Origin of the sequence: Halobacillus halophilus DSM 2266 (assembly GCF_000284515.1) — a bacterium.
GTDB classification, from domain to species: domain Bacteria; phylum Bacillota; class Bacilli; order Bacillales; family Halobacillaceae; genus Halobacillus; species Halobacillus halophilus.
Map to the genome: position 1 here is coordinate 3,205,012 of NC_017668.1, position 16,106 is coordinate 3,221,117.

Below are 16,106 nucleotides of genomic sequence, written 5' to 3' on the forward strand. Positions count from 1 at the left end.
AGCTTTACCTTAAAATCAACACGGAAGTTTAACAGAGTCTAATACATAATAAATTCCCCATTTAATCTCTGATCCTTTACGAAAAAGTTGAACCTTTTCCCGTCATTTTTTCGTATAATCAAGGAAAGGAGGAGATAGTGATGTTCAAGAAATTTTTAGCAAGTGTAGGTGTGGGATCGGCTAAGGTAGACACCCAGTTGGAAAAAGCACAATTTGTACCAGGTGAAGACGTGCACGGGAAAGTCGTCATCAAAGGTGGAGATGTAGAACAACCCATCGACTCCATCCACATTTTCCTCATGACAGAAGCCCTCCGTGAATCGGGCGATAAGAAAATCAAAGAAAAAGTCGCGATCCAGAAATACCCGATCGCTCATCAGGAGACGATTAAAGAAGGCGAAACAAAGGAAATCCCATTTTCAATTCAGCTTCCGTATCACACCCCTGCTTCCCTCGGAAGGCTGCCGCTTTGGTTTGAAACGGGACTGGATATTCCTATGGCTCTGGATCCAGAAGACCGCGATCCGATTAAGGTATCCCCGCACCCTTACATTGAAAAAGTACTGGACGCATTAGAGAACAGACTTGGTTTCCGCCTTAGAGAAGTGGAAATGGAGTATTCCAAACACTTTGGTTACGTGCAGGAATTCGAATTCGCCCCAGGCGGAGACTACCGTTCTTACTTAGATGAACTGGAAGCGATTTTCTTTTTAAAAGAAAACCATGTTGATGTGATGCTTGAAGTGGATCGACGTGCCCGAGGTCTTGGCGGGTTATTTGCTGAAGCCCTGGAAATGGATGAAAGCCGAACGAAAGTCACGCTTACGAGCGACGAACTTAACGGTTCGTTAGATGGCGTAGCACGTAAGCTGCAGCAAACCATTGATCAATTCAAACAATGATAAATAAAACGCCCAGGGAAACCCTGGGCGTTTTATTATGAAGCACGAAATCCATCCAAAGTTCTCCCTATTACACGAAGAGTATGCGCAGTGGAATTACATTTGTTCATGCAAAAAAGGAGCGTCTGTGCTCCTTTTTTAAGTCCTAGCTTCTTCTTTTAATGCTTCTTCCTCCACACGGTCCATAAAGTCATTTACGACCTTTTGGTTGTTCTTCTTACTTCCAAGCTTCATAAGCGCTCTGCCCACAAAGTTGACTCCCCGGTTATTCCCTTCATAAATAAAGCGGGTCGTGGACTCAGTCACTTTTTCAAGGGTGAAAGAAAAAGTAATATCGAATGCTTTCGCTAAGGTAAAGTTAAGCTGTTTAAACTTTTTCTCATCCGTATCTTCATACCCTACCGTTTCCACGATATAGGTTTCTACGCGTTTCCCTTCCTGGTACTTTTGCCGGTATTTAGATCCCACTCCCCCTTCTTCTATGTGAACCGGCTCATTTTCAATAACTTTCGGCATAATCACAGGCATGTTTTCCTCCCGAAATAAATTCCATACCGTTTCTATATTCGCTTCTATGGTTCGCTCTTCTTTCCATTCCATTATTTATCCCTCTCCTTTCCGGACTCGATAAACTCGTCAATATCTGCTACCTTAGAACGTAATTCTTCAATCTCAGATTCGATGTTTTTCTTTTTTTTAAGCAATAATTTTTCCAGATTGTCAAAGGATTTATCGTTCATAACAGTCTTCATTTCATGGATGGTCAAGCCGAACCCCCGCAGCTTCGCCAACAATAAAGCGAGAAGGTAGGATCCGTCGTCGTAATATCTGTATTGGTTGGCTGGGTCGACGAACACAGGCTCTAAAAGCCCGACTTGGGCATAGTATCTTAATGTTTCTTTGCTTAATCCTGTTAAAGCTGAAAATTCGCTGACTTTATACATGAAGACCTCCTCTTCTCCTTTAGCTTAAACTATGGGGTACACCACACAGTCAATAGAAATTCGCAGATAACCTGGCATAATGACAAGGATCCCCTTTTTCCATGGAGAGGGTTATAGAATTGACCAGAGGAACAATCGTCCCTTAGAACAATTCGTTACTACCTATCATGAGGTTTCTATTAACCTCCCTTTATTTCGTTCATTTTGACCAAACGATTTTTTCAACCTATCGTCTTTTTGCAGTGAGGAAAAGCTCGGCAAATTCATGGGGAATGGTTAGGAGGGGATCTTCCTTTACCTCCTGCTTCATTTTGTTCAGCCCTTTCTCATATACATCGTCACTGATTAACGTCAATACGGAAATATCCCGGTTTTCCGCATGCGGAAGATAGTCCGAGACCGTGACCTCCTGCCGGCGATAGTCCACGTGTAATTGAACTTCAAGACCTCTTTTCTTAAGTGCTTCATAGATCTCATCATGATGCCAGAATCTTTGTACATCCTCAACATAAGCTTGAGGAAAGTAGTGATACACCCACCACTTCGGCATGGCATGAATAGCCATATTGTGCATCTTGTACAGTCCATTTGTCGTGAGAATCCGTGTAATCTCATCCAAAGCTCTTTCTTTGTCCTGATAATGGTGGAACGAATAGTTATTGACTATGTAATCAAATTTGTCTGACTCAAAAGGCATACTCTCCGCGCAGCCATGAACCAGCTGAATCGATCCAAGCTTTTCTTTTGCTTTTTCAAGCATAGCTTCCGATGCATCCAATCCAGTCCATCGAACTCGTGAATCATGAAATAAAGGAACTTGCTTAGCAAGATACAGCCCTGTTCCACATGATAAATCAAGCACTTCATACTTCTCTTTCTTTTGTTTAGTGATATGGGCCTTTAAGGTCGTATCCTTTTCTAATTCTTTGACTCTATAATGATTATTATCGTAGTGATCAGCAATAGTAGAAAAGTCGGTTTCTTTCATAGGTAATCTCCTCTCCCTTTTCATAACCCGGACTCATTACCAAAGCGGCTCCTCTTCATTGGATAATTCCATGATAAAAGGCTGCACGCTCATCACAAGTGCTCCAGTTCCTATTAAAAAGAATAAAAAGAGTGGGGAAGAGTTATCGAATAAAAGAGAGATCAACATAACGAAAGGAATAAGGAAAATACTTAGACTGCTTTTCTTTCTGGAGGAAGCAGTAAGGTATTGCTTCTTTTCACAATGCGGGCACGTAATTCCAGCAGCTAACGTAAAAGATTTCTTCATGGTTTCACCCCATGTCCATTCTTCTTGGCAGCTTTTGCATACAGGCATTTTTCACCCTCCTCTTTCATTCACATGTACATTGTTTGTCGTCTTCTGCTCCACTTCACAGCATAAAATAAAGCAAAAGAGACAGTCAGTTTTTGATACTTATGCATGCTCATTCCTCCGAGAGTTTTTTTTAGCATGTTTAAATCAATACTTACAGCAACTAGTTTTCTGCTTAATCTATTCATTTTTATCAGTAAACTATAAGAATCTTCTTTAATCAAAAATTGCAGCTTCCGTTTCTTCCAGCCATTGATCAACAGCTTTGACTGGAAAATAGTATTCATAGCCAATCTGTATGTAAGGAATTTGGCTCTTGGTGACGTTTCCTTCTTTTTTTGGCAGGAGCTTTTCTACTTGGTCCTGTTTAATTCCTAAGTATTCTTGTAATTCCGAATGACTCAATAATTGATCTTTCGTCTGGGGTTTCACTTGTACCTGTTCAATAGAATTCCCAGAAGGATTATTATCTTTCATCGCATCGGCGATCATCCAGGACCCTGCTAAAATACATAAACCTAAAAAAATCTGCGCTAGACTGCTAGCAAACTGCTTCATCATATCCTCCATTCATATTTTCTGGTATATAGAGATAGATTACCTCTCTATTTTTTCAACTTACCATCTTGTTACCGGATTTTACCACAGATTCCACTCTGCTCCTCACATATTCTCTACCTCTTCTCAAATCCCTTGTTTCATCTGTATTAAGACCGTCTATATTCCCCTGGTCTAAAACAAATGAGTGAGTTTTTCTTCATGCTGTAAAACATATTCTTCCAATCCTTTTTCTTCATCGGTGTCTGTTTAATATTTACTCCATCGTCCTTTAACTTTTGAATGCTCGAATTGAAAATTCCGGACATCTTTCCGCCTCCCCTATTATGCATATTTATGGCTTCCCAACCATAACCATCGAATCCATTTCTATAATATTGCAGGTTACGATCATCTTTCCTCTCTTCTTCATTGTTCATAAAAAAAGTGACCTATACACGTGTATAGGCCACTCCATATCTATAGACCTATACCCGGACGGTAAGGTCTTGCTAACAGCATCACTGCCAACAAAGCCGAGAGTGAAGTTCACTCTGGATTGACGACTTTGCTGTAAAAGCTACTCCCCTTAAAAGGAAAATATTCAATTACACTACTAACATAAACGTAAATGACCGGATAGTCAATGGATAAAAGAGGATAATATTTTTATTCTTCTAACTTTGACTTGATGGTCATATCGATAGAAAGACAAACGGAACGTACAACTAATAAGCGAACTCCTTCATGAATTACAAATAACACTGTTAATTCTCAAAGATTATTTCAGATAAGCTCCCGTTTGTTTAAGACTCAGTTTCGAGATAAATGGGTCCGTGACGTTAAAAGGAAGAGGGCTGGTGGGGAAATAAGTCGCTTTCCTGCGGGGGAACTGGCAAGCCTCCTCAGTCGTTATCACTCCTTGTGGGGTCTCGCCTAGCTCCTTCTCCCGCGGGAGTCTCCTCATTTCCCCACCAGCCCTGCGATTTCTTGTGAACGGACCCCTGCTAATAGGAAAAACGGGAAACCTGAAATCGTCCTAAATGCTTCTATATCGGCGTTTATCCCCCTGGACAGACTCGGAATTAACGTTGATCACAGGTTATTTTTCCTCATATGGAGGTATATACGTAGAGGATTTTGAGCGCTTAATAATCGCAAAGGTCCGGAGGGGGACGATGAAGACTCCTGTGGGATAAACATGATCGGTAATATCCCGGAAGGCGAAGCCTGAGGAAGCTTACCACATGCCCACGGAAAGCGAATCGTCCCCCGCAGGACCTTCACTGTAACCCGATATCTCGAAACTGAGTCTTCCACTAACCGGCCCTTTAGCGCAATAAGTTTTTTAAATAAAATAAGCTCTTAGTTTAGAAGCTAAATCTAAATACTCTTCATGTTTTTCAAGATTAGAAGCCATTCCTTTGACTACTGCTACACGCGGAGAAGTGCGTTCCAATTCAAGAGTGAGAACTTCAGCTGTATCTTTAATATCCCGATCCGCTTCTGACACGGTGACTTCTTTTAACTCACGGATGATCTCATTCAGCTGTGAGAGACCGAAGTCGTCTGGAGCCATCTGCTCAATAATCTCCTCCGTGATGACGGGAATATCCTTGTTTTCCATAATCCCCTTCATCATGTAATCTACCTTCGTAACAATAGAGTTAGCTACTTCTAAAAAGTTAAACTCTACGTTATCTATGATGATTAAATCAATGTAATTACTGACTAAGCTTTGGGTGATTAAGCTTCCTTCCCAGGCATAAGCCTCCGCCTCTTTTCCATAGATGGAAATTAGATGATTTTTATAAAATAAATACGAATGGTAGCGCATCTTTTTAATAAATTGCTCGATATTTTCATTAAAAGGAATAACCTGCTCACGGACCTGCATAATAATGAATTCCCTGTGATTCGCTACTTCCTCAATTGTAATCTTTAGCTGCTGGGCGAATTTTTCATTCGGCTCAAGAGGCTCGGAAGAAACCTCGTTGACCCGCCGCTGCATTCTTCTCCAGTAATGCTCAAACAATTCATATAACAACTCATCCTTAGACTTAAAATGAAGATAAAAAGCGCCTTTGGAGATATTGCATTCTCTGGCAATCTCCTGCACGGAAGTAGAGCTGAAGCCTTTTCTTGCAAATAGCTTGATCGATTGCTCTATAATATTCTTTTTCTTTGGATCCATATTGATTGTAACCCTTTCTATACGTTCAGAGTTTGATTCTTGACTTATGACCATTCGGTCATGTATATTTTAGACCAGGTTGACTAAGTGGTCAAATTGAGAGGAGAGGAACAAATGAAGCAGATAATAAATTTTTCCATGAACAACAAATTCGCTGTCTGGTTAATCACGATCATTATAACAGCAGCGGGCTTGTATTCAGGATTGAACATGAAACTGGAAACCATTCCAGACATTGATCCACCTATCGTTACCGTAACCACTACGTATCCGGGAGCAACTCCGGAAGAGGTAGCAGATGAAATATCAGAACCGCTGGAGCAGCAGGTGGAAAATCTGAACGGGGTTCAAACCGTCAGTTCATCTTCCTTCCAGAATGCCTCAAGTTTACAGCTTGAATACAGTTATAGTAAAGATTTAGATGAAGCTGAAGATGAACTGCAAGAATCTGTGGATTCCTTCACGCTTCCTGAAGCTGCTCAGGAGCCGGAAGTATCCCGTGTAAACTTTAACGCGTTTCCGGTCATTAGTATGAGTGTGCTTAATGAAGGTGGTAGTTTAGAAGATTTAACCGCTACCGTTAATGATACCATCGTTCCAGAGCTGGAAGGATTGGAAGGGGTGGCTGACGTTCAAGTCTCCGGTCAGCAGGTCCAGGAAGTTCAAATGAACTTTGATGAAGAAGCCTTACAGGAAAATGGGCTGGATCAGGAAACCGTGACCAATTATATCCAGGGCGCGGATGTGGCTTTCCCATTAGGCTTATACACGTTCGATGAAACGAGAAAATCGGTCGTTATGGATGGAAACGTTACGAATCTGGAAGACTTAGAGAATCTTGAAATCCCGATCACCCCTCCCCAGAACGGACAGGGCGCCGGTCAGCAAGGTTCAGGACAATCAGCTCAAGAGAGTATTCCTACGGTTCCCCTTTCGGAAGTAGCGAATCTTGAGATTGTAGCCCAGACGGATTCCATTTCCAGAACTAATGGAGAAGAATCCATCTCTATACAAATCGTAAAATCTCAGGAAGCGAACACCGTTGACGTGGTTAACCTTGTGAAAGATCAAGCTTCCGAGTTTGAAGAAGACATCAATGGAATAGAATTCGTTTATTCCTTTGACCAGGGTGAACCGATTGAAGAATCCGTCAGCACAATGTTAAATAAAGCCCTCTTCGGAGGACTATTTGCAGTTGCTGTCATTCTATTATTCTTAAGAAACTTCAGAACGACAATCATCTCAGTGATTTCGATCCCGCTATCCCTTTTTATCGCTCTTATTGTGTTAAACCAAATGGGCATTACGTTAAACATTATGACCCTGGGTGCGATGACAGTAGCCATAGGGAGAGTAGTGGATGACTCCATTGTGGTTGTCGAGAACATTTACCGGCGGATGTCGCTGACCGATGAGAAACTGGAAGGTAAAGACCTGATACGATCTGCTACGAAGGAAATGTTTATGCCGATCCTTTCGTCTACGATCGTAACCATTGCCGTCTTCCTGCCACTAGGATTAGTTGAAGGCGTCGTAGGCCAAATCTTCCTTCCTTTTGCCTTAACGGTTGTATTTGCCTTGCTTGCCTCCCTGGTGGTTGCGGTTACCATTGTGCCTATGCTGTCTCACAGTCTATTAAATAAAAAGCAGGCAGCTAAGAGTCACAAAGAAGGCCCAGGACGACTGGCGAAAGGCTATAAGAAAGTATTAAACAGTGTATTAAATCACAAAATCATTACTTCCCTGGCCGCTGTGGTGATTCTGGCTGGAAGTATTGCCTTAATTCCGCTGGTTGGAGTGAGCTTCCTTCCTTCTGAAGAACAGAAAATGGTCATGCCAACGTATAGTCCGGCACCAGGCCAGACCGTTGAAGATGTGGAAGGAATTGCGGAAGATGCGTATCAATATTTTGCTGACCGTGAAGACGTCGAAAATATCCAGTATTCCGTGGGTGGAGAAAATCCAATGAACCCCGGCGCCTCTAATCAGGCAGCATTTTTCGTAGAGTATAACGAAGACACGGAGAATTTTTCTGATGAGAAACAACAGGTTATGGACGATCTGAAGGAAATGATCGATCGCGGAGAATGGAGTAACCAGGACTTCTCTTCAACTGGCTCCAGCAGTGATATTCAAGTCCAGGTATTCGGAGATTCTACCGAGGAAATCAAACCGTATGTAGAAGAAGTGACACAGATTCTAAACGACCAGGAAGACCTGTCGGATGCCGAATCAAGCCTGTCTGAATCCTATGAAGAATATACGCTGGTAGCTAATCCTGGCGAGCTGAGCAGTCTCGGACTTACAGCCGGTCAGGTTGGTCAGACGCTGAGTCCGAATCGTGAACGTCCGGAAGTGACCACCGTGCAGCAGGATGGAGAAGAGCTGCAGGTTTATCTGGAAATTGAAAACGATAGTTATGAAAGCATTGAAGAACTGACGAATGAAGAAATTCAGACACCGCTCGGCCAGACCGTGCAGGTAGATGAAATTGCGGAAGTGGAAGAAGGCACGACAGAAGATACGATCAGCCGTCAAGGCGGCCAGGTCTATGCAAGTGTGAGCGCGACATCTTCCTCCGACGACATTGGCTCGATTTCTGCAGACGTACAGGAAGAGCTTGACAACATTGACCACCCTGCCTCAGTTGATCTATCGATTGGCGGCGTGACCGAGGATATTAATGAATCCTTCAGTCAGCTGGGTCTCGCCATGATCGCAGCGATTGCCATTGTTTATTTGGTACTCGTCATCTTCTTTGGCGGAGCGTTAGCCCCTCTTGCGATTCTATTTGCCCTGCCGTTTACGATTATCGGCGCAGTATTAGGATTGCTCATTGGCGGTGAGACGCTGAGTATCTCGGCCATGATTGGTGGACTCATGCTGATCGGAATTGTCGTTACTAACGGTATCGTATTAATCGACCGGGTGATCCAGCGTGAAAAAGATGGATTCACCACTCGTGAAGCGCTGCTTGACGCGGGTACTACACGATTACGTCCGATCCTTATGACAGCCCTTGCGACCATCGGTGCTTTACTGCCGCTCGCTTTAGGATTAGAAGGCGGATCCATTATTAGTAAAGGTCTCGGATTAACGGTTATCGGAGGGCTCGCAAGTTCGACGCTTCTGACCCTGTTAATTGTTCCTGTGGTCTATGAACTGCTTTCTAAAATCGGCCGAAAGAAACGAACGAAAGCAGAAGACAAAACAGCAAACACCTCTCCTTCTTTTGACCGTGACAACGTTTATCAAGATGAACTGGCTGCAACGGAGCTTAAGAACGGGGAATCTCAAAGCCATATTGTAAGCAAAGCTGAACATCTTTTTATCCAAAAAGGATACACTGCTGCCACCATGGCGGACGTGGCTCAGGAGAGTAAAATGAATGAACGAGAACTAAACGGTTACTATACCACAAAGTTCAGTTTACTTTCAGGCTTGATTGAGCAAAGTCAAAAAGCTCTGGACCAGGAGTTTGCAGAGATCAATAAGGACGACAAGCTGACACCGTCTGAAAAGATCTACCACCAGATTGAGGCCCGCATCAAACGAGGTCTATGGTTGCGTAAAATGGTCCATCAACCTGCTGATGCTGAGGCTATTCATATGGCCCTTGTGACATTCAGCGACAAATCCCTTATTGATCATCAGCAATTGCTTATCGCAAGTGTCTATGATCAAACGGAAAAATCATATTCCATGGATGCAGCCGTTATGCTGAATGGTTTGACCAAGGAATATGTGAAACAATTCATGGTGATGGATTCAAACGTTGACTCCTCCCACGTCACTTCCTTCTTAATGGAGTGTCTGGATGGGTATATGACGCAGTTGAACCAGAGCAGTCAGGCTCCGATTCTGACCTGGGCTAATATGAGTCCAACAGATGAAGACAACCAGAATTTCAATTTGACCAGGTTAAGTATTAAGCAGCTGAGAGAAATGGTGCCTCACCTTAATCTCAGTGAAGAGAATCAGCATAAGCTTCTCTCTACTCTGGATTCTGTGGAAGAGGAAGTTAATACTACCTCTCCGAATAAAAAAGCAATTAAATGGATGCTTAGTTATCTGACGACGATTAATAGTCCGGTTATCCGCGGCTACGTGGACCAGATGCTGGGTGATACCAGAAGTAAATAAAAGAGAGTAAAATCAAATCCACTCCTGATGAATCAGGAGTGGATTTATTTATAAACATAGAAATATGAGATGCAGATTTTATACCGTTCCATATCCAGCTCCCCTCCTATAATGATCTTACCGGCTATAACCTAGAAACAGCTCAAAAATAGCATAGTTATAAATGAAGAAAAGAATTAAGCCTATAGTACTTGCAAAAATGTGCCTGAACCTTCTCTCTTCCTTTCCTTTAAACCAATAAATCAGAGCAAAGATGATAACCGCAAACCCCGGGATTAAATAGAACCACATCACAATATCAACTAACTCAGAATTCTTTTCCCAATAGGCTGGAGTCTCAAAATGATAATTGGATTTAATTCTTTCCCTGAGTACCACAAAAATTAGAGTAAGCACCAGAAAATATCCATAGCCAGTGTAAGTAAGAAAGTTCGGAAATAGGGCAGTCATATATAATGAGTAAAATACAACCACCATCATTGGAAGCAAAACAAAGTATTCAAGCATAGCAGCCTTCCCACTCCTTCCAATACTTATGATCGAATCACGTTAAATCTTTCACTCGTAACTGAGTTATGGTCCCCTGATGAAAATACAACTGCCATCTGTCATCTATAAATTTCCAAATAGAGCTCCTAAGGGTATGTCTATTCCTTGTTTGATCTTCAATAAAGTACGTTGCGAGTACCACATCCTCAGCTAGCCTGTCGATTTCATAGTTATATAAAGTCATCTGCGATAATACAACTCCAAGTTCCAGACATTCTTTCTTATCATAGATCATGCCTGAACTGCCGATCTCCCAAAAATCATCTGCCAATATCTTATCGAGTTCTTCAGGAGATTCTCTTACCTTAAGATTTAAGTGCGCTTCCTCCAGTTCTCTTATTTGATTAATTAAATTATTAGTCATAAATGATCTCCTTCGTTTCCTGTTCTATTAACTATACAAGACTATCATTACGTTCAATTTTCGATAAGGAAAGAATAAAATCCTCTTCTCCCTTGCCAAAAAAAACCCACCTCAGGTCATCCAGAAACTGGATGACCTGAGGTGGGATATTTTCCCATTTGATATTTTCTATCTTTGGTCTTACCTTATACTCCGTTCATGCCTGCTTCGTTTTAGGCATGACTAACATTTTCAGGCAGGCAATCAGTCCAATGATCAGAAACACCCACTCGTAGCCGGCAAATTTCAGTACTCCGCCAAAAACAGCAGGACCTATAATCGCACCAATGTTTAAAAGAATGACGCTTACACTGAAGCCTTTTTCCGGAGCACCAGGGAATACTTCGGCACTCCAGATCGGCAAGTATGCAGCATAAAGCATAAACGTGCTTCCAAATAGCAGTCCAGACATACCGACAAATAACCACGATTGAGAGATGAACAGAACCACCATACTAATCGAGTAAAGTAGAATCGTAACTACGAAGCAGATTTTATGGCCTAATTTATTAATAAGATCGCCAGCCCATAAACCTGCTATTCCCCCAAGACCAGTGATTAAGAAAAAAATGGCATTCGAATTATCTACAAAGAAATTTCCCTTCACAAAATCAGCGACATACGTCCAGTAAGTCGCTTCCGTAATCCCAAACAACAGGGAAGCCAGATAAAGCGACTTTGCGTTTTTCGTTAGGAAGGATCGAGCATTTAGTTTAACCCCTTCTTCTCCCCTTCGGTTCTGTCGAGAGGAGGGGACGGATCGAAAAGCCCATATGAAAATCATAAAGCCTATGACACTTCCTGCGATCCAAATGATTCTCCACTGTCCATCCAGGAACAGATAGCTTGTGGAGATTAATATTAATCCCAGAGTTGAACCGGTACTAATTACCGCTAGCGACCGCTCCTGCACGGTTTTCTTGACGTTCTGATTAACGTTTTCAGAAAAAGAAGACCATGTTAAACCCGGACTCAACCCGGCAACGACACACCCCACCGTAAAAATGAGTGGATTTGAAGTAAGGGAAGCCATTAATAATCCTGTAGAAGCAGCAAAAATACCGATAAGAATAACCGGCCGCGAACCAAATTTAGAAACTATCATTAAAACGGCCACAACCCCTGCTAAAAAGGAAACGAACGACAGGCTGGAGATCATTCCTAAAGTAGAGGCGGATACGCCAAAAGCTTGTTTAAATTCGGGTACTAATAAGCCATAGCCATACCTGAACCATCCAAATATAACGGATAAAGCAAGTAAACCTATGATAGATATGGCAGGAATTTCAATCTCCATTTTCCTCATAATACTTCCCTCCTCAATGAAAGAAATGACTAATATGGAGACTGTTACCCTTAGTAAATCCACCCAAAACTTTTCTTATATATTATTTAAGTATATTAAATGATTTATGTACGAGAACTATTACCAATGAAAACATTGTTAATAGGGGATTGAGCTAATACTGCGAAGAGGGATAGGTTATATCAGAATACTAAAAATTACAATATATGTATTGCATCGTTACAACCATTCCACAGGTCTTACTACGTATTTTGTAACCTTTGATCAGCCAATACCTACTCATCTCCCATAACGAGTCCAATGTTATAGTTAGGGGAGATGAGATCTAAACATAACGCTTGCTGCAGCCTGACACAGGAGGTAAATAATGAAATGTTTTACGCTTTGCTTCGCCTTTCTTTTCATAGTAGCTGGTTGTTATCCAGGTGCTAATGAAGGTGGACTTCTATCAAGGAGCCAAGTATTAAAACTGAACCCGGACGCTGATTTAATAGAGTTGGAAAATGACGAAGTCTATACTCATGGAGCTGAATGGGTAAAAGAAAAAGGGTATCAAAAAGGGGAGAGGTTAGGAAAAGTAAAAAAAGGAATGGCTACGAAATCACCCGTGGGGGCCGATATCTATACGACTGAGGAGAAATCTCCTGTCATCATAGTAGAATATAACGGATTATCAAAGATGTACGTAATAGCCATGGGAGAATAAAAGGTTTTAGAGAAGGTGCAAAGAAAAGAGGGGGACAAGATGACAGAAGTTCAAACCAATACGATACAAACAAAAGATGGAAGGACAGTTGCCTACTGCGAGTATGGAGATCTGTCCGGCTACCCGATCTTCTATGCCCACGGAGGGCCCGGATCAAGGTTAGAAGCCCGCTACCTGGAAAGTACAGCAAAGAAGTTCAAATTTCGACTCATCGCCATGGACCGCCCTGGAATGGGGGGTTCGACTATTAAAGAAGATCGGGCGCTGCTCGATTATCCAGAAGATATAAGAGAGCTTGCGGATGCTCTTGAAATCGAAAAATTTGGTTCTATGGGAACATCCAGTGGAGGCGCACACACTACCGTCTGCAGCTACTCTTTAGCCGACCGTTTAACCTTTAACTTCACGTTTGCAGGATACACGAATTTTGCTGAAATGCCAGATGCTGCTGAGAAATTGGAAGCACCCGCAGACCGGCTGTCCATCAAGTTGGCTATGAAATCCCCTCCACTTTTCCGCTTGTTATATAAAGGGCTGGGGATAGCCATGAAGATGTTCCCAAAACTGACCATCAACAGTCTCTTAAAGACGGTAAGTGAGACGGATAAAAAAATGGCGCAAGATCCGCAATTTCAAGAACGCTTTATAGCCGAACAGAAAGAGGCTTTCCGGCAGGGCGGAAAAGGTGTGGCGATTGACGCAGCTGTTCACTATGTGGATTGGGGCGTAAAGCTGAAAGAAATCCCGGGCAGAATCCATATCTTTCATGGAACAGAAGACAGATTAGTGCCTTTTTCTTACGGACAGCATCTTGCAGATCATATACCGAATGCTGTCTTCCATCCCCTTGAAGGACAAGGTCATTTATTTTTATTTGAAAAGGACTATCAGGAAATGATATTTAAAATGGCTGAAACAGAACTGAAAAATCGAAAATAAACACCTCTCCTCCTTATTCCCGGCAAGATGATATTAAAAAGGTAAATATTGCAATATAATTACATACTTTTTACACATACTCCCCAAATTTCCACCACACTCCTTATGTCATACTGAGGTTGTTCGAACGGTTCCAATATATACTTAATAGAAATGGAGTTTTAGATCTTTATGAAAAAAGTATCATTCACATTCGCACTTATGGCCGCCCTTCTTATACTAGGTGCTTGTACCAATACAAGTGAGGACGATGAGGCGGCAGAAGACAACCAAACGACAGAGGAGAGCAGTCCCGCCGCTACCAGCGATTCTTCTGATGCTTCCGGCGCAGGGGATGAGGAAAGCAGCGTTAGCTTTAAGACGATAGATGATTTCTATGTAGGAGATTCTCAGGATACCCAGTCTCTGATCCATTCGTTTATCCCTTATGAATCGGACAATACGCCGGTGGTAATGGTTCCAGGTCTGGGACTGGGGGCTAACATTTATGAAAGCACTCCAGACTCTCGTAATGGCTGGGCATATGATTTTGCCCAGGCCGGTTATCCTGTTTATACCGTAGACACGTCAGATCTTGCTAGTGCCGGTCTTTCGGAATCAGAAGCAAGCTCCCCGATGTCTAAATGGGATTCACTGTCGATCTGGCAGCGCTGGGGATTAGGGTCCGCTCCGGATGAACCTTACCCAGAGGGGCAATTCCCGGCAGATTCTTTTGATCAATTCTACGCGGGCATTCCCATGCAAGTAAGTGCTGGAGGCGGCTCAGGATCAAGTGACAGCAGCGGTAATGCGCGTGGAGGCCAGGGTCAAGGACAATCAAGCAGCGATGCAGGCACCCAGCGTGGTCAAGGCCAAGCTTCCAGCGGAACTGAATCAGGTGGAAAAGCTGGTGGAGGAACTTCCCGGGTCAGTCAGCAAGAAGTAGATAACATGATCTCCTTATTAGAAGATAAAGGCCCTGCTATACTAATGGTTCACTCAATGGGCGGCGAAATTGGCTATGAAGTAGCACGTCAACGTCCAGAGTTAGTTAACGGGATCATTGCTATCGAACCTGTAGGATCTCCAACAGACAAGCAGGAAATACAAGACACGTTCGCAGAAATTCCATACCTTGGCGTTTACGGGGATTACCTTGAATCAAGAAATCAGGTAGGTCGTCTGGAAGCCGTTCAAACGACCGTTGATATGATTAAAGAAAACGGTGGCACAGGCGAAGTGATACAGCTAACAGAAGAAGGAATTAACGGAAACTCCCACTTAATGATGATCGACAAAAACAACCACGAGATTTCCTCGCAAATCATCGATTGGTTAGATAATGTAGAAACAGAATCATAAAATTCTCTACTCACAGGTGTCCTTCACCTGTGGGTTGTTTTTTATACAAAAGCGTACGCGCTATACTCCATGTTTAAAGGTTAAGATCATCCAGTCACCAAAGGTTTCCGCGGGTAAAACCACACCTCTCTTATCAGCTTACAACACCCCGGATCAAACTAGTCCTCAACTCTTCTACGTGCCCGGATTTCCGTCCCAAATAAGACGCAGGCAACCAGAAATAACAAATTGGAAAGCATTAGAACAATTCCATTCCAATTGCCGTCAAAAAGCGTGACATTCACCAGGGTCATTCCATGCATAAGAAAAACAACCATAAACAAGATCACGTAGGTTTTCAAAACAATCCCCCCCTCATTTTATCGCTAACTATTTAGAAACATTCATCCTATTCCTTCACTTTTTCGCCGTCCTTATGATCTAACTTTTTTATTTCCAGCTCTATCTTCTTCTCTTCAATTTCCAGTTCTTTCTTTTTAAGGTCATTGTCTATTTTTTTGACATATCCATAATAGATAAGAGAAAAACCAACAATGATTGTAATGTAGAAGAATAAATCAATCGTTCCACCCCCTGATTTAATAGTTTTATAACCATCCCCTATTCACTTACGATCTTTCTATTCGTCCTTCTTTACGATTAGATTCCAGTATTGGTTGCAAAAAGAACAAAGTTTTCACAAATAAATTACTCATGAGGCCGTGTGTCCATTTCCATTAAATCCGAGTTTACCAAGTTAAGAATATTTTTTGAACAAAATGTGAACAAGAAAACGCTTGCATTTTACTAAAAGAATTTCTTTGTGAAAAACTTCACAAAAC

At 42.3% G+C, this 16,106-nt stretch carries 15 protein-coding genes and 1 pseudogene; 6 read left to right on the top strand and 10 right to left on the bottom strand.

The genetic code is table 11. The features are described 5' to 3' along the window. Window positions 1-140 precede the first annotated feature (140 nt). The gene (locus tag HBHAL_RS15835; RefSeq protein WP_014644475.1) at window positions 141-902 is read left to right on the top strand and encodes a sporulation protein; all 762 of its coding nucleotides are present in this window, start codon (window positions 141-143) and stop codon (window positions 900-902) included. A 138-nt stretch (window positions 903-1,040) separates the two neighbouring features. On the opposite strand, the gene HBHAL_RS15840 is transcribed toward HBHAL_RS15835, so the two are convergent. From HBHAL_RS15840 to HBHAL_RS15880, 6 genes are all read right to left on the bottom strand, one after another. Beyond that, window positions 1,041-1,502: an SRPBCC family protein gene (locus tag HBHAL_RS15840; protein ID WP_014644476.1), complete on the bottom strand. Its 462-nt coding sequence runs from the start codon at window positions 1,500-1,502 to the stop codon at window positions 1,041-1,043. Continuing rightward, window positions 1,502-1,846: a MerR family transcriptional regulator gene (locus HBHAL_RS15845; RefSeq protein WP_014644477.1), complete on the bottom strand. Its 345-nt coding sequence runs from the start codon at window positions 1,844-1,846 to the stop codon at window positions 1,502-1,504. Before HBHAL_RS15845 ends, HBHAL_RS15840 begins: the two co-directional genes overlap by 1 nt. A gap of 226 nt (window positions 1,847-2,072) precedes the next feature. Continuing rightward, a complete protein-coding gene (locus HBHAL_RS15850; RefSeq protein ID WP_014644478.1) occupies window positions 2,073-2,834 on the bottom strand; it encodes a class I SAM-dependent methyltransferase in 762 nt (253 codons plus the stop codon). A gap of 36 nt (window positions 2,835-2,870) precedes the next feature. Further along, window positions 2,871-3,170 (bottom strand): TIGR04104 family putative zinc finger protein, encoded by a 300-nt coding sequence (locus HBHAL_RS15855; RefSeq protein WP_014644479.1) that lies wholly within the window; start codon window positions 3,168-3,170, stop codon window positions 2,871-2,873. 213 nt (window positions 3,171-3,383) lie between these two features. Then, entirely contained in the window at window positions 3,384-3,725 is a 342-nt protein-coding gene (locus HBHAL_RS15865) for a helix-turn-helix domain-containing protein (RefSeq protein ID WP_014644480.1), read from the bottom strand. A 1,327-nt stretch (window positions 3,726-5,052) separates the two neighbouring features. Beyond that, window positions 5,053-5,898 carry a TetR/AcrR family transcriptional regulator gene (locus tag HBHAL_RS15880; protein ID WP_014644482.1) on the bottom strand — a complete coding sequence of 282 codons (846 nt, stop codon included), beginning with the start codon at window positions 5,896-5,898 and terminating at the stop codon, window positions 5,053-5,055. A gap of 114 nt (window positions 5,899-6,012) precedes the next feature. On the opposite strand from HBHAL_RS15880, the pseudogene HBHAL_RS15885 reads away from it, so the two are divergent. Beyond that, a pseudogene (locus tag HBHAL_RS15885) lies at window positions 6,013-9,096 on the top strand (efflux RND transporter permease subunit); the annotation flags it as partial. 105 nt (window positions 9,097-9,201) lie between these two features. Beyond that, window positions 9,202-10,041, top strand: a complete 840-nt coding sequence (locus tag HBHAL_RS21880; RefSeq protein ID WP_223254294.1) for a TetR/AcrR family transcriptional regulator — start codon at window positions 9,202-9,204, stop codon at window positions 10,039-10,041. A 117-nt stretch (window positions 10,042-10,158) separates the two neighbouring features. Here the strand turns inward: HBHAL_RS21880 and HBHAL_RS15890 are convergent, their stop codons facing one another. The 3 genes from HBHAL_RS15890 to HBHAL_RS15900 all read right to left on the bottom strand — a co-directional run bounded on the left by HBHAL_RS15890 (window position 10,159) and on the right by HBHAL_RS15900 (window position 12,299). After that, on the bottom strand, window positions 10,159-10,548 hold the full coding sequence (locus HBHAL_RS15890; RefSeq protein ID WP_014644484.1) for a hypothetical protein: 390 nt from the start codon (window positions 10,546-10,548) through the stop codon (window positions 10,159-10,161). 37 nt (window positions 10,549-10,585) lie between these two features. Then, window positions 10,586-10,954 carry a nuclear transport factor 2 family protein gene (locus tag HBHAL_RS15895; RefSeq protein WP_014644485.1) on the bottom strand — a complete coding sequence of 123 codons (369 nt, stop codon included), beginning with the start codon at window positions 10,952-10,954 and terminating at the stop codon, window positions 10,586-10,588. A gap of 196 nt (window positions 10,955-11,150) precedes the next feature. Further along, window positions 11,151-12,299 (bottom strand): MFS transporter, encoded by a 1,149-nt coding sequence (locus HBHAL_RS15900; RefSeq protein WP_014644486.1) that lies wholly within the window; start codon window positions 12,297-12,299, stop codon window positions 11,151-11,153. A 367-nt stretch (window positions 12,300-12,666) separates the two neighbouring features. On the opposite strand from HBHAL_RS15900, the gene HBHAL_RS15905 reads away from it, so the two are divergent. The 3 genes from HBHAL_RS15905 to HBHAL_RS20955 all read left to right on the top strand — a co-directional run bounded on the left by HBHAL_RS15905 (window position 12,667) and on the right by HBHAL_RS20955 (window position 15,285). Beyond that, window positions 12,667-13,005 carry a hypothetical protein gene (locus HBHAL_RS15905; protein WP_014644487.1) on the top strand — a complete coding sequence of 113 codons (339 nt, stop codon included), beginning with the start codon at window positions 12,667-12,669 and terminating at the stop codon, window positions 13,003-13,005. A 39-nt stretch (window positions 13,006-13,044) separates the two neighbouring features. Beyond that, window positions 13,045-13,944 carry an alpha/beta fold hydrolase gene (locus HBHAL_RS15910; protein WP_014644488.1) on the top strand — a complete coding sequence of 300 codons (900 nt, stop codon included), beginning with the start codon at window positions 13,045-13,047 and terminating at the stop codon, window positions 13,942-13,944. Between the two features lie 171 nt (window positions 13,945-14,115). Continuing rightward, window positions 14,116-15,285: an alpha/beta hydrolase family protein gene (locus HBHAL_RS20955; RefSeq protein WP_014644489.1), complete on the top strand. Its 1,170-nt coding sequence runs from the start codon at window positions 14,116-14,118 to the stop codon at window positions 15,283-15,285. Window positions 15,286-15,443: 158 nt separating this feature from the next. Here the strand turns inward: HBHAL_RS20955 and HBHAL_RS15920 are convergent, their stop codons facing one another. After that, complete coding sequence (locus tag HBHAL_RS15920) at window positions 15,444-15,626, bottom strand: hypothetical protein (RefSeq protein WP_014644490.1); 183 nt, start codon at window positions 15,624-15,626, stop codon at window positions 15,444-15,446. Between the last annotated feature and the right edge of the window lie 480 nt (window positions 15,627-16,106).